This window comes from Janthinobacterium sp. PSPC1-1 (assembly GCF_049897625.1).
Lineage (GTDB): Bacteria > Pseudomonadota > Gammaproteobacteria > Burkholderiales > Burkholderiaceae_D > Janthinobacterium > Janthinobacterium tructae.
The window spans coordinates 1,247,544-1,271,241 of sequence record NZ_JAFCWP010000001.1 but is presented as its reverse complement, the minus strand read 5'-3'; the positions used below and the strand labels follow the sequence as shown (position 1 = coordinate 1,271,241).

General features: G+C 63.4%; 23 protein-coding genes. 6 read left to right on the top strand and 17 right to left on the bottom strand.

Annotation, left to right across the window (positions count from 1 at the left end; translation table 11 throughout):
* Positions 1–103: 103 nt before the first annotated feature.
* From ACP7EG_RS05670 to ACP7EG_RS05655, 4 genes are all read right to left on the bottom strand, one after another.
* Positions 104–826 (bottom strand): ABC transporter ATP-binding protein, encoded by a 723-nt coding sequence (locus ACP7EG_RS05670; protein WP_099763446.1) that lies wholly within the window; start codon positions 824–826, stop codon positions 104–106.
* Between the two features lie 10 nt (positions 827–836).
* Entirely contained in the window at positions 837–2,780 is a 1,944-nt protein-coding gene (locus ACP7EG_RS05665; RefSeq protein WP_426086789.1) for an ABC transporter permease subunit, read from the bottom strand.
* 7 nt (positions 2,781–2,787) lie between these two features.
* On the bottom strand, positions 2,788–3,678 hold the full coding sequence (locus ACP7EG_RS05660) for a branched-chain amino acid ABC transporter permease (protein ID WP_071076807.1): 891 nt from the start codon (positions 3,676–3,678) through the stop codon (positions 2,788–2,790).
* A gap of 93 nt (positions 3,679–3,771) precedes the next feature.
* A complete protein-coding gene (locus ACP7EG_RS05655; RefSeq protein WP_071076806.1) occupies positions 3,772–4,929 on the bottom strand; it encodes an ABC transporter substrate-binding protein in 1,158 nt (385 codons plus the stop codon).
* Positions 4,930–5,294: 365 nt separating this feature from the next.
* Between ACP7EG_RS05655 and ACP7EG_RS05650 the strand changes: the two genes are divergently transcribed.
* Both ACP7EG_RS05650 and ACP7EG_RS05645 read left to right on the top strand, forming a co-directional pair.
* Entirely contained in the window at positions 5,295–6,203 is a 909-nt protein-coding gene (locus ACP7EG_RS05650) for a hypothetical protein (protein WP_426086788.1), read from the top strand.
* A 24-nt stretch (positions 6,204–6,227) separates the two neighbouring features.
* The gene (locus ACP7EG_RS05645) at positions 6,228–6,641 is read left to right on the top strand and encodes a hypothetical protein (protein WP_426086787.1); all 414 of its coding nucleotides are present in this window, start codon (positions 6,228–6,230) and stop codon (positions 6,639–6,641) included.
* A 1-nt stretch (position 6,642) separates the two neighbouring features.
* On the opposite strand, the gene ACP7EG_RS05640 is transcribed toward ACP7EG_RS05645, so the two are convergent.
* Both ACP7EG_RS05640 and ACP7EG_RS05635 read right to left on the bottom strand, forming a co-directional pair.
* Complete coding sequence (locus tag ACP7EG_RS05640; protein WP_426086786.1) at positions 6,643–7,131, bottom strand: tetratricopeptide repeat protein; 489 nt, start codon at positions 7,129–7,131, stop codon at positions 6,643–6,645.
* Positions 7,128–9,173: a bifunctional 2',3'-cyclic-nucleotide 2'-phosphodiesterase/3'-nucleotidase gene (locus ACP7EG_RS05635; RefSeq protein WP_426086785.1), complete on the bottom strand. Its 2,046-nt coding sequence runs from the start codon at positions 9,171–9,173 to the stop codon at positions 7,128–7,130. Before ACP7EG_RS05635 ends, ACP7EG_RS05640 begins: the two co-directional genes overlap by 4 nt.
* 91 nt (positions 9,174–9,264) lie before the next feature.
* On the opposite strand from ACP7EG_RS05635, the gene ACP7EG_RS05630 reads away from it, so the two are divergent.
* The 4 genes from ACP7EG_RS05630 to lysS all read left to right on the top strand — a co-directional run bounded on the left by ACP7EG_RS05630 (position 9,265) and on the right by lysS (position 12,732).
* Entirely contained in the window at positions 9,265–9,459 is a 195-nt protein-coding gene (locus ACP7EG_RS05630) for a peptide chain release factor 2 (RefSeq protein WP_167389586.1), read from the top strand.
* Positions 9,376–10,480 (top strand): peptide chain release factor 2 gene (gene prfB / locus ACP7EG_RS05625; RefSeq protein ID WP_096235817.1). Its coding sequence is split into 2 segments (ribosomal slippage): positions 9,376–9,456 and positions 9,458–10,480, totalling 1,104 coding nucleotides; the frame shifts between segments, so codons are not numbered across the junction. The genes ACP7EG_RS05630 and prfB overlap by 84 nt, the downstream gene beginning before the upstream one ends.
* A gap of 2 nt (positions 10,481–10,482) precedes the next feature.
* On the top strand, positions 10,483–11,184 hold the full coding sequence (locus ACP7EG_RS05620) for an HAD family hydrolase (RefSeq protein ID WP_426086784.1): 702 nt from the start codon (positions 10,483–10,485) through the stop codon (positions 11,182–11,184).
* Positions 11,185–11,202: 18 nt separating this feature from the next.
* Positions 11,203–12,732 (top strand): lysine--tRNA ligase, encoded by a 1,530-nt coding sequence (gene lysS, locus ACP7EG_RS05615; RefSeq protein WP_141169778.1) that lies wholly within the window; start codon positions 11,203–11,205, stop codon positions 12,730–12,732.
* A 72-nt stretch (positions 12,733–12,804) separates the two neighbouring features.
* On the opposite strand, the gene ACP7EG_RS05610 is transcribed toward lysS, so the two are convergent.
* The 11 genes from ACP7EG_RS05610 to ppnN all read right to left on the bottom strand — a co-directional run bounded on the left by ACP7EG_RS05610 (position 12,805) and on the right by ppnN (position 23,397).
* On the bottom strand, positions 12,805–13,806 hold the full coding sequence (locus ACP7EG_RS05610; RefSeq protein ID WP_426086783.1) for a Gfo/Idh/MocA family protein: 1,002 nt from the start codon (positions 13,804–13,806) through the stop codon (positions 12,805–12,807).
* A gap of 12 nt (positions 13,807–13,818) precedes the next feature.
* On the bottom strand, positions 13,819–14,841 hold the full coding sequence (locus ACP7EG_RS05605; RefSeq protein ID WP_426086782.1) for a porin: 1,023 nt from the start codon (positions 14,839–14,841) through the stop codon (positions 13,819–13,821).
* A gap of 35 nt (positions 14,842–14,876) precedes the next feature.
* Complete coding sequence (locus ACP7EG_RS05600) at positions 14,877–15,836, bottom strand: 2-hydroxyacid dehydrogenase (RefSeq protein ID WP_426086781.1); 960 nt, start codon at positions 15,834–15,836, stop codon at positions 14,877–14,879.
* A gap of 20 nt (positions 15,837–15,856) precedes the next feature.
* The gene (locus ACP7EG_RS05595; protein WP_426086780.1) at positions 15,857–16,843 is read right to left on the bottom strand and encodes a sugar kinase; all 987 of its coding nucleotides are present in this window, start codon (positions 16,841–16,843) and stop codon (positions 15,857–15,859) included.
* Positions 16,840–17,586 carry a sugar phosphate isomerase/epimerase family protein gene (locus tag ACP7EG_RS05590; protein WP_426086779.1) on the bottom strand — a complete coding sequence of 249 codons (747 nt, stop codon included), beginning with the start codon at positions 17,584–17,586 and terminating at the stop codon, positions 16,840–16,842. Before ACP7EG_RS05590 ends, ACP7EG_RS05595 begins: the two co-directional genes overlap by 4 nt.
* Complete coding sequence (locus ACP7EG_RS05585) at positions 17,583–18,317, bottom strand: amino acid ABC transporter ATP-binding protein (RefSeq protein WP_426086778.1); 735 nt, start codon at positions 18,315–18,317, stop codon at positions 17,583–17,585. The genes ACP7EG_RS05590 and ACP7EG_RS05585 overlap by 4 nt, the downstream gene beginning before the upstream one ends.
* Entirely contained in the window at positions 18,304–18,954 is a 651-nt protein-coding gene (locus ACP7EG_RS05580; RefSeq protein WP_289949237.1) for an amino acid ABC transporter permease, read from the bottom strand. Before ACP7EG_RS05580 ends, ACP7EG_RS05585 begins: the two co-directional genes overlap by 14 nt.
* Position 18,955: 1 nt before the next feature.
* Positions 18,956–19,648, bottom strand: a complete 693-nt coding sequence (locus tag ACP7EG_RS05575) for an amino acid ABC transporter permease (RefSeq protein WP_426086777.1) — start codon at positions 19,646–19,648, stop codon at positions 18,956–18,958.
* 91 nt (positions 19,649–19,739) lie between these two features.
* Complete coding sequence (locus ACP7EG_RS05570) at positions 19,740–20,546, bottom strand: transporter substrate-binding domain-containing protein (RefSeq protein ID WP_096235825.1); 807 nt, start codon at positions 20,544–20,546, stop codon at positions 19,740–19,742.
* Between the two features lie 220 nt (positions 20,547–20,766).
* A complete protein-coding gene (locus ACP7EG_RS05565; RefSeq protein ID WP_426086776.1) occupies positions 20,767–21,834 on the bottom strand; it encodes a LacI family DNA-binding transcriptional regulator in 1,068 nt (355 codons plus the stop codon).
* 192 nt (positions 21,835–22,026) lie between these two features.
* Positions 22,027–23,397: a nucleotide 5'-monophosphate nucleosidase PpnN gene (gene ppnN, locus ACP7EG_RS05560; RefSeq protein WP_426086775.1), complete on the bottom strand. Its 1,371-nt coding sequence runs from the start codon at positions 23,395–23,397 to the stop codon at positions 22,027–22,029.
* Positions 23,398–23,698: the final 301 nt, after the last annotated feature.

Here is a 23,698-nt window from a genome sequence, read left to right as displayed (position 1 = left end):
ACACATAAGTCCGGCCAAGCAGGCGATGAGTGCCTGGCAGAACACTGCATTGCGCAATGCAGAGGATTTGACAATGCGCAGCAAGCGCATTGTCAGTCCATGCTCAGTGCCCGCCGCCCAGGTAGGCTGCAATCACCTTCGGATCGGTCTTCAGGCTTTCGGCCGGGCCGTGCACGGAGATGCTGCCGTTTTCCAGCACGTAGCCGTAATCGGCCACGTTCAGGGCGGCGGCGGCGAATTGCTCCACCAGCAGCATGGTCACGCCTTCACCTTTCAGGCGCGTGATGATGCGGAACACTTCCTCCACCAGGATCGGCGCCAGGCCCATCGACGGCTCGTCGAGCAGGATCACTTCCGGGTTCAGCATGACGGCGCGCGCCATGGCCAGCATCTGCTGCTCGCCGCCCGACAAGGTGCCGGCCAGCTGGTCGCGCCGCTCCTTCAGACGGGGGAACAGCTCCAGGGCCTTGTCCAGGTCGCCCTTGATGTCGCCTTTCGGGCGCGAACGCGTAAAGCGGGGAAAGGCACCCAGCAGCAGGTTGTCCGTCACCGACATGGAGGCGAACACGCGCCGCCCTTCCGGCGAATGGGCCAGGCCGGCGCGCGCGATGCGGTGCGAGTCGAGCCCCGTGACATCCTTGCCGCCCAGGGTGACGGTGCCGGATTTGGGTTTCAGCATGCCGGAAATGGCGCGCATGGTGGTGGTCTTGCCAGCGCCGTTCGAGCCGATCAGGGTCACCAGCTTGCCCTTCGGGACTTCAAGCGAAATGCCGTGCAAGACTTCGACTTTGCCGTAGGCGGCGTGCAGATTTTGAATGGTCAGCATGGTCTTCCTCTCAGTGCGCCACAGGGCTCAGGGTGTCGGCGCTGCCGCCCAGGTAGGCTTCGATCACTTTCGGATCGCTCTGGACAAGCGCAGGTGCGCCTTCGGCGATCTTCTGGCCGAAGTCCAGCACCGTCACCACATCCGACAGGGCCATCACCACGTCCATGTGGTGCTCGATCAGGATGATGGTGATGCCGTGGTCGCGGATCTTGCGGATGATGGCCATCAGCTCTTTGATGTCGGGCGCCGTCAGGCCCGCCGCCGGTTCGTCCAGCAGCAGCAGGCGGGGATTGAGGCCCAGCGCGCGGCCGATTTCCAGCAGGCGCTGCTTGCCATACGGCAGATTGCGCGCCTCTTCGTTGGCCAGGTCCGCCAGGCCGACGAATTCGAGGATGCTGGCGGCCCGCTCGCGCGCCAGGCGCTCTTCGCGCTTGTAACGGGGTGTGTGCAGCATCACGTCCAGCACGTTCGATTTGAAGGTATTGTGCAAGCCCACCAGCACGTTTTCGGTGGCCGTCATCTCGCCGAACAGTTGCACGTTCTGGAAGGTGCGCGCCACGCCGCCCAAGGCGATTTCGGACGGCGTGCGGCCGGAAATGACGGCGCCGGCAAATTCCACCTTGCCCGCCGTCGGCTTGTAGATCCCCGTCAGCACATTCATCATCGTGCTCTTGCCCGAGCCGTTCGGCCCGATCAAGCCGTGCACGGAGCCTTGCGTGACGTTCAAGTCCACCTGGTTCAGCGCTTTCAGGCCGCCGAACTGCATCAGGGCCTGGTCCACGCGCAGCAGCGTTTCGCCGCGCTGGCCGCCCTGGGCGTGGTCAAATGGCGCCACGCCATGCGAAGCGACGGCCTGCACATGACCCCGGCCCTTGCCGATAAAGCTCATCAGGAAACCGACGATGCCGTCCTGCAGGTAGTACACGACAAACAGGGTCATCAGGCCGAAGATGGTCAGGCGCCAGTCGATCATATTGTCCAGTTTATAGGAATACGCGGCCAGGCCGATGGTGGCGACCAGCGGCACGAGCACGCCGCGCACGGTGGAGCGCTTCTTGGCCAGCATGAAGGCGGAACCGATCACGCCCAGCACGGCGGCGGCCACGGCAATCTTGCGGAACAACTCGATGTCCGCCAGCAAACTGGGCAGCATGACGACGATCAGGGCGCCGAGCAAGGCACCCGAGCGCGTCTTGCGCCCGCCCATGATGACGGCCAGCAGGAACAGAATGGTCAGCTCGAAGTTGTAGGTATTGGGCGAGATATATTCTTCCGAATACGCATACAGGCTGCCGGCCAGGCCCGCGAAGCCGGCGCTGATGACAAACGCATACACTTTATAGCGATACACGGACACGCCCATGCAGTCCGAGGCGATGGGGCTGTCGCGCAATGCTTCAAACGCCCGCCCCAGGTTCGACTTCAGGATGCGGTGCACGACCACCAGCGAGATCACCATCAGCGCGGCGACCATGTAGTAGTACTCCACCTCGCTCAATCTGTGGCCGAACAGGACAGGCTTGTGGATCTTGATGCCCATCGGGCCTTCCGTCAGGAAGCTCATTTCATTGATCAGGATTTGTATGATGGTGCCGAAAGCGAGAGTGACCATGGCCAGGTACGGCCCCGTCACGCGCAGGGCCGGCAAGGCCAGGATGGCACCAAACAGGGCCGCGCCCAAGATGCTGGCGGGGATGGCCAGCCAGAACGACAGGCCCAGCTTGAACACCAGCACGCCCGTGGCATACGAGCCGATGCCGAACAGGCCCGCGTGGCCCAGTGACACCTGCCCCGTGTAGCCGACGACGATGTCGAGGCCGAACAGCAGGATGGCGTAGATCAGGATGGTCTCGGCCAGGTGGATGTAATACGGATTCGGGATGACAATCGGGAACAGCACGAGCGCGGCCAGGCCCGCCGCGCAGAACGCCAGCATGGTGAATTTCTTGTTCATGTGATCCTCAGACTTTCTTGATCGCGGCTTTGCCGAACAGGCCGGACGGCTTGACGGCCAGCACCAGCAGCAAGAGCAGCAGGCCTGGCACTTCCTTGTAACCGGTGGAAATGTAATAGCCAGTGGTCGTTTCCGCGATGCCCAGGATCAGGCCGCCGACGATGGCGCCCACGCCCGAGGTCAGCCCGCCGATGATGGCCACGGCAAAGGCTTTCAAGCCCAGCGAGGCGCCCATGGTGGCGCCGGTCAGGGTCAACGGCGCCACCAGCACGCCCGCAAAGGCGGCCGTGGCCGACGACAGCGCGTACGAAAAGGTGATCACCATGCCCGTGTTGATGCCCATCAGGCCGGCCGCGTCGCGGTCATTTGCCGTCGCCACCACTGCCTTGCCATAGATCGACTTGCGGTTGAACAGCTCGACGGCCAGCATGATGGCCAGCGCGCCGACGATGACGGCCACCTGCATCGGCTGCACGTTCGCGCCCAGCACCTTGAATGGCGCGGCCGAGAGCGGCGACGGGAAGGTCAGGTCGTCCTTGCCCCAGATGTTTTCCGCCACGTTTTTAAAGATGATGGCCAGCGCGATGGTCGACATGATCCAGCCAAATTCGGACTTGATCTTGATGGCGGGCCGCACGCCTATCCATTCGACGAACACGCCCTGCAAGGCGCCGAAGGCGATGACGATGGGGACCATCAGCAAATAGCTCATATAAGGGCCGCCGTGGATAGTGCCCACCAGGGAGAGGCCCACCAGCGCGCCCAGCATCAGGGACTCGCCCTGGCCGAAATTGAGGGTGCCGGAAGTGGCGAAGGTCAGCTGATAGCCGAAGGCGATGACGGCATAGATCATGCCCAGCGCGATGCCGCTGAAGACAAGCTGCAGGAAGATTTCCATGGTGTTCCCCGGAAGACGAAAGATGAAAAAATGGCCAGTCCTGATTCCTCAAGGCTGGCCATTGCGCGGCTAGATACTTGGAATTAGCCGGACTTACTTGGCGAGGACGACCTTGCCGTCCTTGACTTCGCCAAACACGGTCAGCTCGGCCGTGATCGCTTCATGGTTGGTCTTGCTGAACGGTTTGTTGTAGGTCGTCACGGCGCCTTCCACCTTGTCCGTCAGGTTTTCCAGCGCGGCGCGCACTTTCGGGCCATCCGTGCCGCCCGCCTGCTTGAAGGCCGCAGCCAGCAGGTAGATGGAATCGTAGCCTTGCGCAGCCGAGACGGCCGACGGCATGCGTCCGCCCGATGGCTTGTAGGCAGCGACATAGGCGTCGATGAAGGCCTTGCGCTTCGGCGTGCTGGCATCCTGGATGAAGGTTTGCGGCATGCGCGTGCCATTGCCGTTCTTGCCCGCGTTGTCGATGAAGTTACCCATGGCCAGGGTCCAGCTGCCGATCAGCGGCACTTTCCAGCCCAGTTTTTCCATGCCGTTGGCGATCTGTGCCAGTTCCGGGCCGATGCCGTAGGTCAGCACCACTTCCGCCCCCGCCTGCTTGGCTTTCAGCAGCTGGGCCGTCATGTCGACGTCCTTGATATTGTATTTTTCAATGGCGACGGGCTTGACGCCTTTCTTTTCCAGCGCCTTTTCCAGGTCTTCGCGGCCCAGCTGGCCATAGTTGGTCGAGTCGGCCAGGATCGCCACTTTCTTGAACTTGCGGTTTTCGATCGCCTCGTGCACGATCATGCCGGACTGGATGGTGTCATTGGCCGCATTGCGGAAGATATAGTTTTCCGGCTGGTCGGCGAACTGCTTGGTGACGATGGAGCCCGTCGCCACATTGTTCATGACGGGAATCTTGGCTTCCTGATAGAAGCGCTGCGAAGCCAGCGCCACGCCCGTGTTGATATAGCCGACGGTGGCGGCGACTTTTTCCTTGTTGATCAGTTCCTGGGCGATTTGCACGCCGCGTTCGTTCTTGGCTTCGTCGTCGCGCTCGATCAGCAACAGCGAACGGCCCAGCACGCCGCCTTTGGCATTGATTTCAGCGACGGCCAGCTTGACGCCGTCGCGCATCGACACGCCCATCGGCGCGGAACCGCCCGTGAACGGACCGGACACGCCGATCTTGATGGGTTCGGCTGCGAAAGCGGATTGAGAGAAACCCAGCACCAGGCTTGCAACGAGCAATTTCTGTTTGAAATTCATTTGTCATCTCCTTTAATACAACATTTTTTTTATAGTCGTACGCTGGATAACCTCCCCATCGATAAAACATTGTAGGTGAGTAATCTGACAGCAGCAACAGATACATATGACGCGTCGCAGCATGCGCAAAAGACCAGATTGCTTGTCCGATGTCAGCTTTTTGTAAGGAAAATATGAAGCAAATTGGCGCACCTGCGTCATAGGACAACAATCCAGTGGTAAAACACGACAGGCAAGCAGGCGAGCTCGGCGATTCACCAAGCCGCTGATCTGGCGCAATATTGACACTGTCCTGCATGCTAAGGTCGGCCATGCCAGCGCATGCGCGCCGGTCCAATCAGCCGCTCCTACCGCATGGAGGCCATATGCAGCGCCCGCAGAACTCATCCGTTTCCACTCTGCTTCTTTACGCCACCGCCAGCTTGCTGCTGGGCGGCTGCGCCAGCAAGCTGGCGCCCGTGCGCACCTTTGCCGAGCAGACGCAAAAGATGTCGCAGCACTTCGAACCCATGCTGGCGGGCGGCGTCCACAGCTGCATGGACAAGGCCATGCGCAAGCGTTTGATTCTGGCCGAGCGTTTCGATGCGCAAGCCAGTGAACAGGCGGCGCGCGCCGATTGCGCCGCGATCGCGCAGGCCAGCGCGTCGGTCGCTAGCCTGAACGACGTCCTGCTGCGCTATGCGCAGACCATGGCGGCGCTGGCCGATGACAAGCTGCCCGTCTACCAGGAAGAATTTGGCGGACTCGGCGATGCGCTGGGCGGCCTGGCACAGCCGGGCGCCGGCGCCCCCCTGCTCGATGCGGGCAAGCTGTCCAAGGTCGTCAAATTGAGCGAACACCTGAGCCGCCTGGCCACGCAACGCGTACAGAAATCGGCCTTGCGCGAATTGCTCGACGAGCAGGAAGCCGTCGATATCGTCAGCAATGCGCTCAAGGAGTATGCCCAGCGCAGCTACCGCGCCGGCTTGCAGGATGAATTGCGCGACCTGGACCTGCTGCGCGGCGCCGTCGACAAGGCCGCGCCGCGTGAACCGCTGGCCGCCAACTACATCCGCACGCGTCTGCATCTGGAAGGACGGCAATTGCAGGAAAGGGAAAAGATCGTCGCCGCGTATGTCGCCGCCGTCGACGCGCTGCAAGCCAGCGTGGCCGCGCTGCGGGCCAATCTCGATCGCCTGCAGGCGCCCGAACTGGAGCGGCAACTGGCGCAGTTCTCACGCCAGGTCGACACGCTGCAAAAACAGGCTGTTTTCTATGGCCCCGCCCGCTGGTAAGCGGCGCGCACACAGGAGTATCCCATGGCCCCACTGACCGAACTGACGAAAGACCAAAGCTACGCCATCGCCGACAGCCTGGCGCAAGCGTCAAGCCTGGTGCTGGAATTGCGCATCCGCGAACGCGAGGCGCTGGCGCCGGACGAGCGCGCACTGCTGGAACAATATGAAAACCACCTGGACCAGATGGTGGCCCTGTTCCGCGCGTATGGCATTTACCTGACGGCCGAAGGCGCCGAGCAGGCGCGCAGCGATATCGAGGGCGCCATCGCGAAGGGCAAGCTGCAGCTCAAGCGCATCGCCGACGTCAAGGCAGCCATAGCCGCGGCGGCCAGGCTGGTCGACCTGGGCGCGGCCATCCTGTCGCGCGACCCGTTCGCCATCGGCGAAGCGGCGGCCAGCCTGCGGACCAGGCCGAAGAAGGAAGCACCGGCCTAATTCAGGGTTCCGGCGGGCGATGGCCCATGGCGTGCGTGGCCATTTTCAGGTACAGGTGGCCCTGTTCCTCATTGTGCGCATAGCCCATTTGCCCTTCGCTCAGGGCCACGGATTTCTGCTGCAGCGCTTCCGGGTAGCCAAGGTCGCAGGCCGCATCAAGCCAATAGCGCGCCTTTTCCTCGTCACTGTCCTGCAGCAGGTTCGCCACGATGAACATGGCGGGCGCCACGCCCCGCTGCGCGGCCAGCTCCAGCCAGCGCAGCGCGGCGGCGCTGTCCTGCGGCCCGCCCATGCCGTTTTTCAGCATCAGGCCAAGGTAATAGGCGGCAGGACCGCTGCCCTGCCCCGCCGCCTGTGCGAACAGCGCGCGCGCCTGCGGCTGCGACGCTTCTCCCGCGCGCATCTGGGCCTTGGCCTGGGCCGTGACGTCGGGCGCAGGCACAACGGGCGAGGCCAGCGCGGCGGCCAGCAGCAAGTTTGCCAGCATCATTTCGACAAGTCCACTTGATACAGCGCAAAGCCCTTGCCCGCGCCATCATCGGCCTTCAACTGCGTCACATTGGTGATGCCGGCCGCTTGCGCCAGCTCGATCACGTTCGGCGCAGAGTGAAACACCACCGGGCCTTTGGTGGCGGCTTTGGCGAAGCGCCAGCTGCGCGCCGAGCCGTTTTTCGCCCGCGTCAGGTTTTTCTCTTGCGTGACGTAGGCAATCAATAGTTCGCGGTTATTGTCGGGCGAGGCCACCACCGTCTTGCTGCCGTCGAGGCCAGGGAAATTGCCGCCGCCGCTGGCGCGGTAGTTATTTGTCGCGATGAGAAATTCCTGCGTCGCGGCCACCGGCTTGCCCTGGTAGGTGAGCCCCTGGATGCGCTGGCCCGGCGGCTGCGTGACGTCGATCTGGTAGCGCACATCGGCGCTGGTGATGGCGTCGAAGTTGTAGCTCGGGTGCGCCGTGTTGACCAGTTCCTGCGCTTCCAGTTTGTTCGGATCGATGGTATTGAAGCGCCGCGCCGACTGTTCCAGCCAGGCTTTCAGTTCCGCGCCATTCATCTTCACGCCATACAGCGCGTTCGGATATAAATACAGGTCGGCCGCGTTGTTCAGCGCCACATTGCCCGCCTTGACGTCCGTGTAGTCGGACACGCCGGCCGAGCCGCTCTTGAACGGCGACGACATCGACAGCACGGGCAAGTGCGCATATTGCGGCAGGTTCGCCTTGACATACGCGGCCAGGTAGCCCGATTGCGCCTGGTTCACCACCTCGATGGCGCTGACGTCGCCCACATCGGCGAAATACGTCGACATGCGGAAGTCGGTGGCGCCGACCGGTGTCTGCACGTAGGCGATGGTGGCCGCGTGTTCTTCCGCCACCAGCCTGGCGATGGCCGCATCGGGCGCCACATAGCTTTTATCCGCGTTCTGGATGCCGCGCGCTTCCACCGTGGTGGCGCTCTTGTCGATGGTCCACTGCTTGCCGTCGTGGCGCAGGCGTAAGCCGATCACGCCCAGGTGCTTGCCCCACAAATTGGCCATCACGGTAGGCACGCCGTTGACCAGCCCTTTGACCTTGTCGACGCCGGGCAAATTAAACTGCGGCACCGTGCTGGCGGCGTTCGGGAACAGCTGATGCGAGTGGCCGATCAGCATGGCATCCACGCCCGGCACTTGCGACAGGTAGTAATTGCCGTTTTCCATGCTGGGCGAATATGGGCTGTCATCGAGGCCACCGTGCGAAATGGCCACCACCAGCTCGGCGCCCCTAGCGCGCATCTCGGGGATGAATTTTTCCGCCGTCTCGCGCACGCCCTGTGTGTAGACGCGGCCTTCCAGCCAGCGCTTGTCCCAGGCCATGATGGTGGGCGGCGCAAAGCTGATGATGCCCACCTTCACGCTGCTGGTCACCGGTTTGCCATCGGGGCCGGTCGCCGTGATCTGCTTGTCGATGATGTGATATGGCGCAAACAGGGGCTTGCCCGTCCTGACGCTGTAGACGTTGGCCAGCACTTGCGGGAACGCGGGGCCGGCGCAGCGCGGTTTGGCCGCGTCCACGCTGTCGACATCAAACTGGTTGCCCGTCACCTGGCTCAAGAAGGCCAGGCCGTAGTTGAATTCATGGTTGCCGATGCCGCCGCCATCGACCTTCAGCAGATTCATGGCCTTGTAGATGGCCAGGGTCTGGTCACAGGCCAGCGGTTTTACCAATGCCTGGTAGTCGGCCAGGGCCGTGCCCTGGATGGTGTCGCCATTGTCGAGCAACAGGTTGTTCGGGAACTCGGCACGTGCCTGGGCGATCAGCGCCGCCGTGCGTTCCAGGCCGATCGACGGTTCCGCCTGCAGCTTGTAGTAATCATAACTGAGCACATTCGCGTGCAAGTCCGTCGTCTCCAGCAGGGCCAGCGTGGCGCTGCTACCCGCTGGCATGGCGGCCATCGCCCGGACCGGTTCGTGGGCGGCGGGCGGCAAGGCGCCGCAGCCGGCCAGCAGCAGCGGTAACAGGGCAAGACGGGGAAGTTGGCGCAGCGGGTGGCACATGAGATGTTCCTGTGAAAAGACAATATCGCCAGCATCATACGCAGCACGCCAGCCATCTTCAAGGCAAAAATATTGTCGCAAATACAGCAAAATGACGATTTTATTGTCTCGTGCGACAGCAATTGCGCCGCAGCGGCAGCGGAAACCGGCCGCGCTCGCGTATAATTCAAGGTTTGATTTCACCATAGAAGACCAGAACATTATGGAAGCCGAACGCATCAATATCATCTCCGCCCTGCTGAACGACCTGACGGTCCGCGAAGCCGAACTTCGGAGGTATCTTTGACTTCGCTGTCAAGTCAGAGAAGCTAGAGCAAGTCAACGAAGAGCTGGAAGATCCGACCGTCTGGAACGATCCGAAGCGCGCCCAGGACCTCGGTAAAGAGAAGAAGGCGCTGGAAGCGATCGTCTTCACGCTAACCAAGGCCGATGCCGACCTGCGCGACACCCGCGACCTGTTCGACATGGCGCGCGAAGAAGGCGATGACGAGACGCTCGAAGCGATCGAGCAGGACGTGCAGGAAATCCGCAAGGTCATCGAAAGCATGGAATTTCGCCGGATGTTCAACAATCCGATGGACCCGAACAACTGCTTCATCGACATCCAGGCCGGCGCCGGCGGTACGGAAGCCCAGGACTGGGCTTCGATGCTGCTGCGCCAGTACCTGCGCTATTGCGAACGCAAGGGTTTTAAAGTTGAAATCCTCGAGCAGTCCGACGGCGAGGTTGCCGGCATCAAGACGGCCACCCTGAAGGTCGAGGGCGATCACGCCTACGGCTTCCTGCGCACGGAAACGGGCGTGCACCGCCTGGTGCGCAAGTCGCCATTCGACTCGGCCAACGGCCGCCACACCTCGTTTACGTCGCTGTTCGTGTATCCCGAAGTCGACGATTCGATCGAGATCGACGTCAACCCGGCCGATATCCGCGTCGATACCTACCGCGCGTCGGGCGCCGGCGGTCAGCACATCAACAAGACCGACTCCGCCGTCCGCATGACCCATGCGCCGACCGGCATCGTGGTGCAGTGCCAGAACGACCGTTCGCAGCACCGCAACCGCGCCGAAGCGATGGAAATGCTGAAAGCCAAGCTGTACGAACATGAACTGCGCAAGCGCATGAGCGAGCAGCAAAAGCTGGAAGACTCGAAAACGGACGTGGGCTGGGGCCACCAGATCCGCTCCTACGTGCTGGACCAGTCCCGCATCAAGGACTTGCGCACCGGTTTCGAGACGGGCAATACCAAGGGCGTGCTCGATGGCGACATCGACGAGTTCATTTCCGCATCGCTCAAGCAAGGCGTATAAGGATGAATGCATCCGCTCCGGCGCTGGCGCAGCGCGCCTTCCTGTTCGACATGGATGGCACGATCGTCGACAACATGGCTTTCCACACGACATCGTGGCTGGCGTTCTTTGAACGCCACGGCCATGCGCTGGACGCGGACGCCTTTTTCCGCGACACGGCAGGACGGCAGGGACACGAAATCATCTCCCAATACCTGGGCGAGGATGCCGACCACGTCACCCTGCTGGCTGAAAAGGAAGTCGTCTACCGCGAACTATATGCCCCGCACCTGGCGACAGTCGCCGGTTTCGACCAGCTGATCACCAGCGCGCGCCAGGCTGGCGTCGGACTGGTGGTGGGCACGGCCGCGCCGGACGAGAACATCGCGTTCACCTTGGACGGCCTGGACCTGCGCCACCGCTTCGACGCCATCGTCGGTGCCGCCGACGTGGAACGGGGCAAGCCGCACCCGGACGTTTTCCTGAAAGGCGCGCTGCTGGCCGGCGCGCTGCCGCACAACTGCATCGTCTTTGAAGACGCGCCCCTGGGCGTGGAAGCGGCGCGCCGTGCCGGCATGCGCGTCGTGGTGCTCACCACCACCTTGCCGGCCGAAGCGTTTGCCGCCTTCGACAACGTGATTGCCATCGTGCCGGATTTCTCCGCACTCGACGTCGACGCACTGTTTGCCAGCGTGGCGCCAGCGCTGGCACCACATCATCAATAATCACCAACGAAGAACACCATGACTACGGATATCCAAGAACAAGCCGCCGCCCCCGATGAAAACAAGATCATCGCCGAGCGCCGCGTCAAGCTGGCAGCACTGCGCGAACAAGGCATCGCCTTCCCGAACGATTTCCGCCCCGAGCACAAGGCGGCCGATCTGCACGCGCAATACGGCAGCAAGACGCGCGAAGAGCTGGAAGCCGAACCTGTCACCGTGGTGCTGGCCGGCCGCATGATGCTCAAGCGCGAAGCGGGCAAGAAAGCCGCCTTCGCCACCCTGCAAGACGCTTCCGGCCCGAAGGCCGACGGCCGCATCCAGATCTACGCCACCCTGGATCTCACCGGCGAAGCGGCCATGGCCGCCCTGCACCACTATGACCTGGGTGACATCCTGGGCGTGACGGGCACGCTGTTCAAGACCAAGACGGACGAACTGACCATCAAGGTCACGCAACTGCGCCTGATCACCAAGTCGCTGCGCCCGCTGCCGGACAAATTCCACGGCCTGGCCGATCAGGAAACCAAGTACCGCCAGCGCTACGTCGACCTGATCATGAACGAAGAGACGCGCCGCACCTTCAAGGCACGTACCGCCGCCATCTCGTCGATCCGCCGCTTCATGGAAAAGAACGAGTTCATGGAAGTGGAAACGCCGATGCTGCACACGATCCCGGGCGGCGCGGCGGCCAAGCCATTCATCACGCACCACAATGCGCTGGACATGCAAATGTTCCTGCGCATCGCGCCCGAGCTGTACCTGAAGCGCCTGGTGGTAGGCGGCTTCGACCGCGTGTTCGAAATCAACCGCAACTTCCGCAACGAAGGCGTGTCGATCCGTCACAACCCTGAATTCACGATGATGGAATTCTACGCGGCCTACACCGACTACAAATGGCTGATGGATTTCACCGAAGCCGTCATCCGCCAGGCCGCCATCGATGCGCACGGCACCGCCACCCTGACCTACGGCGGCCGCGAACTGGATCTGGCAAAACCGTTCCACCGCCTGACCATCGTCGAAGCGATCAACAAGTACGCGCCGGGCTACACGCCGGAGCAGTTGAACGATGCGGAATTCATCAAGGAAGAGCTGAAGAAATTCGGCGTCAAGCCGTTCGCCACGGCCGGCCTGGGCGCGCTGCAACTGGCGCTGTTCGAAGAAACGGCTGAAGCGCAGCTGTGGGAACCGACCTACATCATCGACTACCCTGTTGAAGTGTCGCCACTGGCGCGCGCTTCCGACACGGTGGCCGGCATCACCGAACGTTTTGAACTGTTCATGGTGGGCCGCGAGATCGCCAACGGCTTCTCCGAGTTGAACGACGCGGAAGACCAGTCGGCCCGCTTCCTGGCGCAAGTCGCTGCCAAGGACGCCGGCGATGAAGAGGCGATGTTCTACGACGCCGACTACATCCGCGCGCTGGAATACGGCATGCCGCCAGCCGGCGGCTGCGGCATCGGCATCGACCGCCTGATGATGATCATCACGGATTCGCCGAACATCCGCGACGTCCTGCTGTTCCCTCATTTGCGCCGCGAAGACTAATCCCGGACGCCAGCCGATAAAAAGCCGCCTGATTTTGCGATCAGGCGGCTTTTTCACTTGTGCGGCCTGCTATCAGCCGGCCAGGGTCACGCGCTGGTGGCTGCGGCTGGCCTGCTGCGCCGCCAGCGCCGTGGCCAGCGCGCGCATGCCGTCGTCGCCAGTGGCGGCCGGCTCCCCTTCGCCCCGCATGGCGCGCTGGAAGGCGCGCACCGAGCGCACGTACAGGTTTTCATGCTCGACGGGGATGTCGATGCTGCCGCCGTCGCGCGTCAGGCTGATGGTACCGACGGGGCGCTGCGTCATCACGCCGGTGGCGAAGATGGTGCCTTTGCTGCCGATGATTTCCACGCCGGATAGCGAATACGGCGCGTTGAATGCGTCGTGCACCTGCACCAGGGTGCCGTTGTCGAACTCGATGACGGCCATCAGGCCCTCCTCCAGCCCGGCCACCGTCATACCGCCGCTGGTGGCGCAGGCGGTGACGTGGCGCGGCTCTGAATCGAGCAGGAAGCGCAAGGTGTCGACATCGTGCACGAACATGTCGAGCGTGACGCCGCCCGACTCCGGCGCGTCCAGGCGCCAGCCGCGCAGGTGCTGCGGCAGGTTATTCGCGTGCAGCACGCGGCAATACAGGGGCTGGCCGATCTCGCCCGCGCGTATCAGTTCGCGCACCTTGCCGTGCGTGGCGGCGTTGCGCAGGTGGTGGTTAATCCCCAGCACCACGCCCGCTTCGGCGCAGCCGTCGACCATGCGGCGGGCGTCCTCCAGGTTCAGCGCCAGCGGCTTCTCGCACAGCACGTGCTTGCCCGCGCGCGCCGCCTGCAAGGTCTGCGCCATATGCCATTCGTTGGTGGTGCTGATGTACACGGCGTCCGCGCCCGGATGGGCCAGCGCCGCATCGAGGTCGGTATAGCTGGCGGCTATGCCGAACTGCGCGGCAAAGGCGGCGCCGCGCGCGGCGTCCCGGCTGACCACGGCCAGCACTTCCGCATCGCCCTGCTGGCCGATCGCGTCGACCATCCATTCGCGCGCTACAGTGCTGGCACCGACCAAAATCCATCCGATCTTCTTCATTCGATTCTCCCGTTAAAAAGTGTGGCGCAGGCCCAGGTTCCAGGCCTGGTTGCCGCTGCCGTTGTCGGTGGCGTTGCCCACCAGGTAGGCGGCGCCGTTGCGGTTGTCGATATGCGCGTAGGCCGCATACAAGGTGCTGCGCTTCGACAGCGCATACGTGTAGCCGATGCCGATCTGGGTAGCGTCGCCGTTGGCGGCGCGCCGGTCGTCGCGCCGCACGTACGAGAACAGGACGCGGTGCGGACCAAAAGGCACGGTGGCGCCCAGCATCAGGTCCGCGCTGTCGACCGTGGTGGCGGCGCCCGCCGTGCTCTTGCTGACGGCCACGGCGCCATGCGCCTTGACCACGCCGAAGTCCCAGGTGGCGCCCAGCACCGTGTTCCTCGCCGTTCCCGCCACCAGCGCGGTTGACAGGGTATTGGCGTCCTGGTGCGCCATGCGCAGGTACAGCGGCCCGCTGGCATAGGTGGCCGCCGCGCCCATGTAGCGCTTGGCCGACGCGTCGCCCGGCACTTCGCCGAAGCCGTATGCCAGTTCGCCGGAAAGGCCGCCGCGCACGGGCGAGCTGTAGGTGATGCTGTTGTCGACCCGGCTGATGTAGCCGGCCGTGAAGACGTTGCTCATCCTGCCCGCAAAACCCAGGTAGAACGGGTCCAGCGCGCCCAGGCTGCTATCGATGAAGGTGTACTGGCGGCCCAGTCGCAAGGTGCCCGCCGCGCCGGCGAGGCCGACGAAGGCCTGGCGCCCGAACAGCAGGCCGCCCTGGGCCGAAGCGCCCGTATCGGCCAGGATGCCCGCATCCATCGTAAAGATCGCCGTCATGCCGCCGCCCAGGTCTTCGCTGCCCTTGAAACCGAGCCTTGAGCCGTTGGCGATGCCGCTGGTCACCTTGAGCACCCTGCCGCTGGCGCCGCCGTTCTCGGACACCACGCCCAGGTCCGCGATGCCGTACATGGCTACGTTCGACTGCGCGCTACACAGGCTGCTGCAGGCGCCGGCGCCGATGATCATTGCTCCTACTACCTTGTTCTTCATGTCTTGCCCTGTCTGTCTTTTGATGGAAACTGCGCTTAGCTGACCAGATGGCGCGGACGCTCGCCGCGCAGGCCGGCCAGCAGGTTGTCCACCGCCTGCTGCGCCATGGCGTAGCGCGTTTCGTGCGTGGCCGAGCCGATATGCGGCAGCGCCACCACATTGGCCATGCGCGGCAGCGGATTGTCCGGCGCCAGCGGTTCGCGCTCGAACACGTCGAGACCGGCGCCGTGGATGGTGCCCTGCTGCAGCGCCTCGATCAGCGCCGCCTCGTCGACGATGCGCCCGCGCGAACCGTTGATGAAGATGGCGCCGGGGCGCATCAGCGCGAACTCGCGCCGGCCCATCATGCGTTCCGTCTGCGCCGTCAGCGGCAGCACCACGCAGACGAAGTCGGAGCCGGCCAGCAGGTCGTCGAGCGCCACCTGGCGTGCACCCAGCGCCGCCTCCACCTCGGGCACCGCTTCGCCATTCACGTACAGCACCTGCATGCCGAAGCCGAGCGCGGCGCGGCGGGCGACGGCGCGGCCGATGCGGCCCATGCCCAGCATGCCGATGGTTTTGCCGTGCACGTTGACGCCATACTGGCTTTCGCCCACGCTGCGCGTCCAGCGTCCGGCCTTGACGAATTCGGCCAGTTCGACGACGCGCCGCGCGCTGGCCAGGATCAGCGCGAAGATCGTGTCGGCCGTCGTTTCCGTCAGCACGTCCGGTGTATTGGCCAGCAAGATGCCCCGTTCGCGCAGGTAATCAACGTCGAACTGATCGACGCCCACCGATATGGTGGAAATGATGCGTAGGTCAACGGCCGGGTCCAGCAATTCGCGGTCCAGGCGCACGCTGGCGCCCAGCAAGCCGTGCGCGCCGCGGATGGCGGCGGCGAACGCGGCGCGGTTGCCCGCATCGATCGCCTCGAAGTACGTCACCTCGCATTCGGCGCGCAGGCGCGCCAGCAGCGGCTCGGCCAGCTTTTTATACACAACCACATGTTTTTTCACGCGTATTTCTCCTGTTCGATTCAAGATTGGACCAGCGCGTCGAGCTGGGCGCGGGTCGGCAAGCCTTCCATGTCGCCGGCCACCTGGATGGCGAAGGCGCCGACCCGGTTGGCGCGGCCTACCGCCTGCGCCAGCGGCACGCCTTCCAGCAAGGCGCTGACCAGGCCGGCCGCGAAGCCGTCGCCGGCACCCACCGTGTCGACCACATTGGCCACGTGCTCGCCCGGCACCACGCCGCTATCGCCATCGGCCGTGCGGTAATAGGCGCCGTCGGCGCCCAGCTTGATGACCACCAGCCGCACGCCCCGCTGCAGGTAAAAACCAGCGATGTCGTGCGGCAGCTCGTGGCCGGTGAGGATTTTTCCTTCGCCCAGGCCAGGCAGCACCCAGTCCGCCTTGGCGGCGAGGCGGTTGATCTGCTCGACCATGACGGCTTGCGAGGGCCACAGCGTGGGCCGCAGGTTCGGATCGAACGACACCGTGCGGCCATGCTCGCGCATGAAGTCGAGCGCCTGGCCGGCGAACGCCAGGCTGGTCTCGGACAGTGCTGCCGCCACACCCGTGGCGTGCAGGTGGCGCGCGGACAGGAAATAGGCAGGGTCGAAGTGCTCGGGCGCCAGCCGGCTGGCGGCGGAACCCTTGCGGAAGTATTCGACCAGCGGGTCGGCGCCGTTCTCGGCCCGGGCCTTGAGCTGGAAGGCGCTGGTCTGGCCGGCGACGGTGACGACCCGGCTGCAATCGACACCCTCGGCCTGCACGCTGGCGCGAATGAAGCGGCCAAAGGAATCATCGCCCACCCGGCTCAGCCAGCCGACGCGCAAGCCCAGGCGCGCCAGGCCGATGGCGACATTCGTCTCGGCGCCCGCCAATCGGCGCGTAAAGTGCGCCACGGCCGCCAGGTCCCCCGTTTCCTCGGCAACGAACATCGCCATCGCTTCGCCGTAGGTGACGACGTCGAGCGCGTGCACCCCTTGAATTTCCTTTTGGCGCAGTTCTTGTTCCATCATGCAGCCTCCAGCATCTGGATGTAGCGGCCCGTTTCGGCCACCAGGTCGGCGCCCTCGAGCGGGAATTCGATGGCCCGCTGCACGCCCGGCGCGAAGTGCGCAAAGACGGCGCGCCAGGTGGGATCGGCCTCGGAAACGGCGCAGGCCGACAGCCGCCCCGCGTCCTCCAGGACGGCCTTGCAATGCACATAGCGCACGTACGGCGCCAGCAGACGCGCCGCCTGCTGCGCATCCTCGCCCACCCAGCGCCAGTTGCCGATGTCGAAGGTCAGCCCCACCGGCAGCCCGGCTTCGCGCGCCGCCGCCAGGAAGCGCGCCATCGCCGCCAGCGCGCCGCCATGGGCCGTCTGGTCGTTTTCCACCAGCAGCGCCACGGGCGCAGCCGACAGCTGGGCCTTCAAGGCCGGCAAGTCCGGCGCGGCCGGGTAGTGGCCCAGTGACACCTTCAGGTAACGCGCCCCCAGGCGCGCCGCCTCGTCCAGCATCTGTTGCAGCAGTTCGTGCTGCAGCAAGCCGTCCGCGTCCCACAATTCGATGGGCGTGGAATACACCGAGTACAGGCCGCGCGCGGCCACCGCCGCGCCCATGCGCGCCAGGTCCGGCAAGTCGGAAGTGAACAGTTCACGACGGATCTCGATGCCGGCGCCGCCCGCATCGGCCACCACGTCGATGAAATGGCTTTGCCCCAGCTGCCTGACCCTGCTTGCGCCGTAGGCCGACGCCGCCACCAGGACGGGGCTCATTTGATCGCTCCCGCGCCGACGAACTGGCGCGCTTCGGGCGTTTGCGGGTTGCTGAAAAACGCTTCCGACGGTCCGCTCTCCCACACCAATCCCTGGTGCATGAAGACGGTGACGTCGGCCATGCGCCGCGCGAATTCCATCTCGTGCGTCACCAGCAGCATCGTCATGCCCGCCTGCGCCAGCTCTTCCATCACCTTCAGCACTTCCTGCGTCAGTTCCGGGTCGAGCGCCGACGTCACTTCGTCGAACAGCATCACTTGCGGTTCCATCGCCAGCGAACGGGCGATCGCCACGCGCTGCTGCTGGCCGCCCGACAGCTGCTCGGGATAGGCCTCGCGCTTGTGGTCCAGGCCCACCTGCTTGAGCACACGCAGCGCCGTGGCGCGGCCCTGCGCGTCGGGCACCTTCTTGACGATGCGCGGCGCCAGCATGACGTTTTCTTCCACCGTCAGGTGGGGGAACAGGTTGTAGCTCTGGAAGACCATGCCGACATCCTTGCGCAAGTCGAGCAGATGCTCCTGACGCGCCGTCAGCGTATGGCCGGCCACGACGATGCTGCCGCTGTCGATGGTTTCCAGGCCGTTGATACAGCGCAGCATGGTGCTCTTGCCGGAGCCGCTGCGGCCGATCACGGCGATGACCTGGCCACGCTCGACGGCGAACGATACGCCCTTGAGCACGTGATTGGTGCCGAAGCTCTTGCTGATATTGTCAATTTCAACGATGGGCATGGAATTTCCTTTCCAGTGAATGGCTGTAGCGCGACAGCGGGTAGCACATCGCGAAGTAGATCAGGGCGACGACGGGGAAGACGATGAAAGGCAGGAAGGTCGCGTTGCTGACCAGTTGCCCTGCCCGCGTCAGTTCCACCACGCCGATGATCGAGGTGATCGAAGTGTTCTTGATGATCTGCACCATGAAGCCCACCGTCGGCGGCAGCGAATGGCGCAGCGCCTGCGGCAGGATGACGTAGCGCAGCTGCTGGTAGCGGTTCAGCGCCAGCGCGGCCGATGCTTCCCACTGCTGCCGCTGCACGCCTTCGATGCAGCCGCGCCAGATCTCGCCCAGATAGGCGCTGGCAAAGATCGTCATCGCCGCGCCGGCCGCGATGATCGGCGACAGCTTGTAGCCAAACAGGGCCAGGCCGTAATAGGTGAGGAACAGCACGATCAGCACCGGCGTGCCCTGGACCAGCTGGATGTACAGGGCACTGATGCAACGCAGGAACGGGCTGCGCGCCGTGCGCAGCAGCGCCACCGCGAAGCCGGCGATGCCGCCCGTGATGAAGACGATCAGCGACAGACCGATGGTCCAGCGTGTGGCCTCGAGCAGAAATTGCAGGTTATCCCAGGAAAAATCACTGATCATGTCATGCTCCCATGCGCACCGCGCCCAGACGGCGGCGGCGTTTGAAGACGATCTGGCCCAACACCCAGAAGCTGAAGCGGAACAGCAGGGCCAGCAGGATGTACAGCACCATCACGACGATGTAGATCTCGAAGCTGCGGAAGGTTTCCGAGTCGAGCAGGTGGGCGGCGGCGGTCAGCTCTTCGGCGGAAATGGCCGAAACCACGCTCGAGGCGAGCATCATCAAGGTGAACTGGCTGGCCAGCGCCGGATACACCTTTTCCAGCGCCGGCAGCAACACCACGTGGCGCATCACTTGCCAGCGCGTCATGCCCAGCGCCTGTGCCGCCTCCAGCTGCGAGGGATGCACGGCGCCGATGCCGGCGCGCACGATTTCCGCCGCATAGGCGCCCAGGTTGACCGTCATGGCGACGAGCGCGGCGCCGTTGGCGTCGAGCTGCAAGCCCAGCGACGGCAAGCCAAAGTAAATGATGAACAGCTGCACCAGGAACGGCGTGCTGCGGATGACCTCGACATACGCGCGCACCAAAACGCGGGCATAGGCGGGACCGTTCTTCAGGATGACGGCGGCGCACACACCCACCGCCAGTCCCAGCACCATAGCCAGGGCGCTCAGGCGTATCGTCAGTGCCGCGCCCCACAACAAGCGGTCCAGCGATTGCATGACGAGTTCAAAATGAAATTCATACGGCATACTCAACTCCTTATCTACGTGCGCATCCCCGGCGGCGCCACCACGGTGGCGCGCCGTACGGACCAACACTTTCCCTATGCGGCTTGTGGTATCAGAAGGTCGGCAATGGCGGCAGCGGCGCGCCGCTCCACTTGCGCGCGATGGCGTCGAGTTCGCCGTTCAGCTTGACGTAGTAGATGAAATTGTTGAGCCACTGGTGCAGCTCGAAGTCGCCGCGGCGCACCGCCATCGAATTCGGTTGCACGGAATACGTGAACCGGACCTCGATCTTGCCCGCGCCGCGCGTCTTGATGATGTCGAGCGCCATCGTGCTGGGAATCGAGACGGCATCGACCTGCTTGCTGAGCAAGGCCTGGGTGACGGTGGCGTCGTCCTCGAAACGCACGATGGCCGTGCCGGCCGGCGCCATGCGGCTCAGCGCCGTGTCATTCGTGGTGCCACGCGTCACGCCCACCTTCTTGCCCTTCAAATCGGCCAGGGCCTTGAATTTGCCGCCGACCGGCGCGACGATGGCCAGTTCAAACGCACTGTAGGGCATGGTGAACATCAGGGTCTTGGCCCGTTCCGGCGTGGGCGCCAGGGTCGCCACGAGGAAATCGACCTTGCCCGATTCCAGCGACGGCACGCGCGAGGGTGCCGTCAGGGGCACCACTTCCACGGGCAGGTTCATGTATTTACCGATCAGGTTGGCGACATCGACGTCATAGCCGACGGGCGCGCCCTTGGCGTCGATGCTGCCAAACGGCGGCGTGCCGCTGACCACGCCGATGGTCAGCTTGCCTTTTTTGATCAGGTCGCCAAGCGTCTGGGCGCCGGCATCGGCCGCCGCACCGAGGGCGCACGTGGCGGCCAGCGCGCAAGCCACGATCTTCGCGTAAAACAGTGTCGTCATCTTCATGTTTCCGTCTCCTGTGATCCCGGTACTGGCCTCGTCGAGGCACTTCCGGGAATATTGTCAAATGGACGATTTACTTCGTCTCTTGCCGTGTCGCTTCAACCTCATGCCAAACTCCTGCCATTGCCTTGCCTGACTATCCACACCCCTTTCCAGCGTGAACACACTCTATGAAACCGGTTCCATAACTTACCCAAAAAAAAGGGCAACGCCCTCTCCCCCGTCAATCACCGCCCTTGCCCGCAATTCCTCGCTGGGTGGAATTGCGTACAATCAACTTACCTGGCAACAGCACCTCGCGCGGCGGGCACTGCTCGCCCTGCAAACGCGACAACATGCACGTCATCGCCGAAAAGCCGATTTCATAGGTCTGCTGCTCGATCGTGCTCAGGCCCGCCAGTGGCGACCACGGCAATTCGTCAAAGCCCAGCAAGCCCACGTCCTGCGGCATACGTAGTTCGAGGCGCTGCAGCATCAGCGCCAGTTCCAGCGCCACCATGCCATTCGAGGCCAGCAGCGCCACGCGGCGGCCGCGCCACTGCGCCAGGCATTGCCGCACCTGCGCGTCGATGGAAGGCCGGTCGTCCAGGTCCACCGCCAGCACTTCGCCCACGCAGCCCGGATGCTCCGCCATCACTGACTGAAAACCGTCGGCACGCATCAGGCGCGAGCTGACGCCCGTCAATGGCGGTGCGACGAAGGCGATGGCGTCGAAACCCTGCTCGATCAAGTGTTGGGTTGCCAGGCGGCCCGCCTGCACATTGTCCAGGCCCACCAGGTCGAAATCGGCGCCCTCGATGCGGCGGTCGACCAGCACGATGGGCATGCCCGCCTGCTGCAAGTCGGACGATTCGATGTTGCGCCCCTGCGTATTGACGATCAGCCCTTCCACGCTGTACGAGCGCAGCGCGGCCAGCGACTGGCGTTCGCGCTGTTCGTCATTGCCGGTATTACATAAAATCAGGGTATAGCCATGCTGCTGGCAGGCCGCTTCCACGCCTTGCAGCACCGCCACCGTGTAGGGATTGAGCATGTCGGCCACGACCATGCCGATCAGGCGCGTGCGTCCGCGCTTGAGGCCGCGCGCCATCTGGTTCGGCTGGTAGCCGAGGCGCGCGATGGTGCTGTCGATCTGCTGGCGGATGTTCTCGGACAAAGCGTCCAGTTCACCGCCGAGAAAGCGCGACACGCTGGTCTTCGACACACCCGCCTCGCGCGCCACCTGGGCGATGGTCACGGGCCGGGCCGGCTCGCCGGAGACTGTTTTTTTATTGCCGCGTACTGAATCCAAGGTTGCTCTCCACTACCTGTTGACGTTCATGTTTTTATTTTGGAACCGGTTCCAAAGATAGCACCCACACATCGATGACGCAAGCGATTTGATTACTTGTGGTAGCGAAAGCACATGCTGGGGGCCAAATGTGAAAAGCGCCACCCTCCCCCGGCAAACGCGGAGGGGGCGGCGCGATGGTGTCAAGACTGTTTACTGGACCACTGTGTAGCAAGGCACATACGCCGTACCCGCCAGTTTCATCCGGTGCTGCGCCACGAAGGAAGCCAGCAGCGCATCCATGGGGCCGGCGATGGATTTGTCGCCATGGATCTCAAAGTTGCCGTGCTCTTCGATCGAACGGATGCCGTCGTCCTTGACGTTGCCCGCCACCACGCCGGAAAACGCGCGGCGCAGCTGGGCTGCCAGCAAGTGCGTGGGCTGGTTCTTGTGCAGGCTCAGGTTGCGCATGTTTTCATGCGTGGGCTGGAACGGCTTCTGGAATTCGTGGTCGATCTTCAGCAGCCAATTGAAGTAATACGCGTCGCTGTGCGCCTTGCGGAATTCGCGCACCTGGCGTATGCCTTCGAGCATTTCGCGCGCCACCAGTTCCGGGTCGTCAATGATGATTTTATAGCGCTGCTGCGCGTCCGGACCCAGGGTGTCGCTGATGAACTGATTGATCTGCACGAAATACTCGCGCGAGGTTTCCGGTCCCGTGAAAATCAGCGGGAAGGGAATCTCGGCATTGTCCGGGTGCAGCAGGATGCCGAGGATGTACAAAATCTCTTCGGCCGTGCCAGCGCCGCCGGGAAACACGACGATGCCGTGACCGGCGCGCACGAACGCTTCCAGGCGTTTTTCGATGTCCGGCATGATGACGAGGTCATTGACGATGGGGTTCGGCGATTCGGCGGCGATGATGCCCGGCTCGGTGATGCCCAGGTAGCGGCCATTGTGCAGGCGCTGCTTGGCGTGGCCGATGGTGGCGCCCTTCATGGGGCCCTTCATGGCCCCCGGGCCGCAACCGGTGCAGATGTCGAGGCCGCGCAAGCCCAGCTGGTAGCCCACTTCCTTCGAATAATTGTATTCGGCGCGGTTGATCGAATGGCCGCCCCAGCACACAACGAGGTTCGGATTGAGCTGGGTTTGCAGCACGTTCGCGTTGCGCAGGATGTGGAAGACGGCGTCCGTCACGCCTTCCGTGCTCTGCAGGTCGAATTTCGGGTTGCCCGTGACTTCATCGCTGACGAAGATGATGTCGCGCAGCACGGCAAACAGGTGCTCGTGGATGCCCTTGATCATCTTGCCATCGACAAAGGCGATTGCCGGCGCGCCCTTGATGTCGAGCTTGATGCCGCGCTCGCGCTGGATGATGGAGATTTCAAACGATTGGTAGCGCTCCAGCAAGGCGCGGCCATCGTCGATGGTGCTGCCGCAATTCAAGACCGCCAGCGCGCAGCGGCGGAAGGTGTTGTACAGGCCGCCCTGGCTGGTGTCGAGCAGTTTGTTGACTTCAGTCTTGGAGAGCACGTCCAGGCGGCCTTCCGGTGAAACCAGAGTATCGATAACGTCGTGTTCCATAATGCGAAAAATTCCTTTAAAAATCGATGCTCGAAGGTCTTGCAACCTTAATATACGACAAGTCGGACAAGTTGTGCTGTGCCGCCGCAAAATCGCCCGGGCCGCCCTTGCCTGCAAACCGGTTTGATTAATATGAAACAGTCATTCTTGCTAATGCGAATGGAAACCTTCGCTCAGCGCAATTTGTAGATTAGAATGCCTGCCTATTGGAATTCCCGTGCGTGAGGTTCTTCATGAGAGTCCCCGCCGCCCGCAGGCTTCCATAAGTTCGTTGTATCGATTGACTATAATAATTTTTCAG

Bases quoted from the DNA above. Each gene is read 5' to 3' on its own strand.
- ACP7EG_RS05670 (WP_099763446.1), bottom strand. From the start codon at position 826: ATGCTGACCATTCAAAATCTGCACGCCGCCTACGGCAAAGTCGAAGTC.
- ACP7EG_RS05665 (WP_426086789.1), bottom strand. From the start codon at position 2,780: ATGAACAAGAAATTCACCATGCTGGCGTTCTGCGCGGCGGGCCTGGCC.
- ACP7EG_RS05660 (WP_071076807.1), bottom strand. From the start codon at position 3,678: ATGGAAATCTTCCTGCAGCTTGTCTTCAGCGGCATCGCGCTGGGCATG.
- ACP7EG_RS05655 (WP_071076806.1), bottom strand. From the start codon at position 4,929: ATGAATTTCAAACAGAAATTGCTCGTTGCAAGCCTGGTGCTGGGTTTC.
- ACP7EG_RS05650 (WP_426086788.1), top strand. From the start codon at position 5,295: ATGCAGCGCCCGCAGAACTCATCCGTTTCCACTCTGCTTCTTTACGCC.
- ACP7EG_RS05645 (WP_426086787.1), top strand. From the start codon at position 6,228: ATGGCCCCACTGACCGAACTGACGAAAGACCAAAGCTACGCCATCGCC.
- ACP7EG_RS05640 (WP_426086786.1), bottom strand. From the start codon at position 7,131: ATGATGCTGGCAAACTTGCTGCTGGCCGCCGCGCTGGCCTCGCCCGTT.
- ACP7EG_RS05635 (WP_426086785.1), bottom strand. From the start codon at position 9,173: ATGTGCCACCCGCTGCGCCAACTTCCCCGTCTTGCCCTGTTACCGCTG.
- ACP7EG_RS05630 (WP_167389586.1), top strand. From the start codon at position 9,265: ATGACGATTTTATTGTCTCGTGCGACAGCAATTGCGCCGCAGCGGCAG.
- ACP7EG_RS05620 (WP_426086784.1), top strand. From the start codon at position 10,483: ATGAATGCATCCGCTCCGGCGCTGGCGCAGCGCGCCTTCCTGTTCGAC.
- lysS (WP_141169778.1), top strand. From the start codon at position 11,203: ATGACTACGGATATCCAAGAACAAGCCGCCGCCCCCGATGAAAACAAG.
- ACP7EG_RS05610 (WP_426086783.1), bottom strand. From the start codon at position 13,806: ATGAAGAAGATCGGATGGATTTTGGTCGGTGCCAGCACTGTAGCGCGC.
- ACP7EG_RS05605 (WP_426086782.1), bottom strand. From the start codon at position 14,841: ATGAAGAACAAGGTAGTAGGAGCAATGATCATCGGCGCCGGCGCCTGC.
- ACP7EG_RS05595 (WP_426086780.1), bottom strand. From the start codon at position 16,843: ATGATGGAACAAGAACTGCGCCAAAAGGAAATTCAAGGGGTGCACGCG.
- ACP7EG_RS05590 (WP_426086779.1), bottom strand. From the start codon at position 17,586: ATGAGCCCCGTCCTGGTGGCGGCGTCGGCCTACGGCGCAAGCAGGGTC.
- ACP7EG_RS05585 (WP_426086778.1), bottom strand. From the start codon at position 18,317: ATGCCCATCGTTGAAATTGACAATATCAGCAAGAGCTTCGGCACCAAT.
- ACP7EG_RS05580 (WP_289949237.1), bottom strand. From the start codon at position 18,954: ATGATCAGTGATTTTTCCTGGGATAACCTGCAATTTCTGCTCGAGGCC.
- ACP7EG_RS05575 (WP_426086777.1), bottom strand. From the start codon at position 19,648: ATGCCGTATGAATTTCATTTTGAACTCGTCATGCAATCGCTGGACCGC.
- ACP7EG_RS05570 (WP_096235825.1), bottom strand. From the start codon at position 20,546: ATGAAGATGACGACACTGTTTTACGCGAAGATCGTGGCTTGCGCGCTG.
- ppnN (WP_426086775.1), bottom strand. From the start codon at position 23,397: ATGGAACACGACGTTATCGATACTCTGGTTTCACCGGAAGGCCGCCTG.